The 2,847-nt window shown below is 32.0% G+C and carries 2 protein-coding genes and 1 pseudogene; 2 read left to right on the top strand and 1 reads right to left on the bottom strand.

Annotated elements, in window-relative coordinates:
* The first annotated feature begins 378 nt into the window (after window positions 1-378).
* Entirely contained in the window at window positions 379-1,413 is a 1,035-nt protein-coding gene (locus tag JR312_RS06330) for an efflux RND transporter periplasmic adaptor subunit (RefSeq protein WP_416647989.1), read from the top strand.
* A 148-nt stretch (window positions 1,414-1,561) separates the two neighbouring features.
* The gene (locus JR312_RS06335; protein ID WP_416647990.1) at window positions 1,562-2,473 is read left to right on the top strand and encodes a hypothetical protein; all 912 of its coding nucleotides are present in this window, start codon (window positions 1,562-1,564) and stop codon (window positions 2,471-2,473) included.
* A gap of 41 nt (window positions 2,474-2,514) precedes the next feature.
* Here JR312_RS06335 and JR312_RS06340 read toward each other — a convergent pair.
* Window positions 2,515-2,847, bottom strand: a pseudogene (locus JR312_RS06340) (transposase); the annotation flags it as partial.

Genomic DNA, 2,847 nt, shown 5'->3' on the forward strand with positions numbered 1-2,847 from the left:
TCCATAAGCTCTGCTACCTCAACCTTTGTCTTACCTTTTTCTATCATCAATACTGCCTTTTCCCTTAAATCCACACTATATGCCATTATAACTCAAATACTTTATTATACCTTTATCATTTACTTTAGGAAATACTATAACACCACGTTAGTACTTATATGATAATATAATGTTAATTCTTATATTGACATAATAACTTTTTGGATAAGGTTTCTTGATTTAAAATTGCGTTTTAGCAAACTTACTTAATTTTAGAAAAATTTGCTCACATAAAACTGTTTATAGAGTGACAATAGATGTATTATACTTACACTTCTGGTTCGAAAATTTATGCAGTTATTTCTAACAAGATTGTTCAATAAATTTTACTGTTTAAGGATGAGAAACAAAGTAATCATCGTTTCCAGTATTGCTCTTATTCTACTGTTTTTTATCAACAGTACATTTTTAAAAAAAGATCAGGCGGTTCATAGTGATAATCCAATTAGTAGTTTTTCAGTAAAAACTCAGGATTATACTCCACAAAATCGCACTGTATATTTAAATTTTTCTGGTACAGTAAATCCCTTGCATAGGGCAAGCCTTGTCTCAAGAACAAGTGGTCAAGTTATTGCTATTTATTTGTCTGATGGTGAAAAAGTAAAAAGAGGCGATGTAATTTTAAAGATAGAAGATTATGACAGAGTTGCACAAGTTGAGAAAGCCAAAGCTTTATTAAATCAGCGTGAAATTGAGTATCATTCCTCTAAAAAATTGAATACAAAAGGGTATGGAGCACAAATAAAAGTGGAAGCAGCTTTTACTGCATTGCAGAGTGCAAAAGCTGACCTAAAAAGGCTAGAGTTGGATTTAGAAAACACTGCGATTAAATCTCCTATTGATGGTTATATAGATAAGATCAACGTAAATGAAGGGGATTTTGTTAATCTTGGACATAAGATAACTGACATAGTTAATTTTGATCAGGTTCTTGTAGTGTTGTATGTTTCAGAAAATGAAGTAAATAAAATAAAACTGGGTAGTGCAGCGCAAATTAATTTGCTAGACGGAAGGGAATTAGTAGGTGAAGTGAGTTTTATTAGTAAAATTGCTGAGCCTAAAACTGGATCTTATAGAGTGGAGGTAAAGGTAACTGATAATGAGATTATATCCTTGCAAGGACTGACTGCTAGTGTAAGCCTCCCTTCAGGTGAAAGATTTGCATATAAAATTCCTTCTTCGGCCTTAAGCTTAAGTGATGATGGCGTTCTTGGAATAAAGATTGTTGATGACAATAATTATGTAGTATTTACAGCAATAGAAATTGTTGATCATGAAGATGATGGTGTTTGGGTGGTAGTAAATAACGAAGATAAGCCTATAAAGTTAATAACATTGGGCCATCTCTTTGTTAAGCCTGGTGATAAGGTTTAGCTTGTATATACACTTTTAGTAAAAATCAGATAAAATTCCGTGTTAGCAATAATTATAAAAATACTTACTAATATACTTATCTAAGTATTGACAATTGTTAATAAGCAAGCTAATTGTATAAATGTTTTATAAAAAGAGAGTGTATTATATGCCACGTATTAGTGAAGAAAAGTATAAGCGTTATCGTGAGTTGAATAACCTTGACTTAAATAAAAAGTTAAAAGAAGCTATAAATGAGCAGGATTATAATAAGATAAGGAGTATTATTTTTGACAATGAATTGGAGTCAATTGACGATGGAATATATGGTGCATTATTTTTGAATAAATATCCTAGATTTCCCGAATGTTTACTTATGCTAGGAGACAGTAGTTCAAGTGATGTAGTTAACTTTTTTATACAACATGTTCCAAGTAAATTTTTGTGTGGAGAAGGCCCTAGAAATAGTTTGGGTAATATTCCATGCATAGAATTTATCTTTAGTTACAGACAAGACGCAATACCTACTCTATTAGAGGCTGTTTCAAAATCAGACAGAGACGATACTATCGTATTTGGAAAAGGTTTAGTTTCTAGTGTAAAGAAGAGAATAGAAAACATTGAGAGTAATGGGAGTCCTTATTATAGAAATGAATCTTGTGCAGCATATTCTTGTTCTGATAATCCACAAGATTACTACGATGCAAAAGAGGCTATTGAAGAATATTGCACACAAAATGTTAATGGTGATTACGAAATCGTTCCAGACTATCTTTTTACTATAAAAGATCAACCTCGAGAGCTAAAGCGATTGTTTATAGATATTGCTGCTGCCATAAGAAGTGATAGCCTTGATAAAGTGCAAAGTGGTCTGAAAGCAATTGAAGCAAGTGTTCCTAAAGCTGATCTGCGCATTATTGATAAAATCAGTACGTCATTAAGTTCTCTAATAAAAAAGGCTAAACAAAATGTAAATATGGCACGCGCTATTAGTGATGTACAGGCAAATATTACTTGGCCTGGTACATTTCTTAAAGAGAATGTCTTATGTACAAATAGTGTACAAAAGTCAAAAAACTAAAGTTTTTGGGAACGTTCAAAAAAGTGTGTCAGACCGCATTTTCAATTCAACTCAATTTTTAACCTACCAGGAAAAAAGATATCAAGTTGAGACATAGTTAAAGCCCAATTAGGCAAAGCAGTAATCCACTTTCACTCTACCTTTTTTATAGCACAATATACCTGTTTGTACAAGGCATTTGTACTGGTAAATGAACCTTTAGTTTTAGTAAATTTCCTGATTTGTCTATGCAACCCCCTCAATTGGATTGGTGGTGTAAATCATCTTCCTAACTGGCCCAGAATACTTAAAATAACTAGATAAATTTTCCCAATTGTTTTGCCACGATTTTGTAACTAAGGGATATTTTTCACTCCATTTTTCTTCCAGCTCAA

Source organism: Wolbachia endosymbiont of Nasonia giraulti (assembly GCF_048054155.1).
In the GTDB taxonomy this organism is placed as follows: domain Bacteria; phylum Pseudomonadota; class Alphaproteobacteria; order Rickettsiales; family Anaplasmataceae; genus Wolbachia; species Wolbachia pipientis_C.

What these genes read in the sequence shown, in the direction of transcription:
- JR312_RS06330 (WP_416647989.1), top strand. Translation starts at nt 379, where the DNA reads ATGAGAAACAAAGTAATCATCGTTTCCAGTATTGCTCTTATTCTACTG.
- JR312_RS06335 (WP_416647990.1), top strand. Translation starts at nt 1,562, where the DNA reads ATGCCACGTATTAGTGAAGAAAAGTATAAGCGTTATCGTGAGTTGAAT.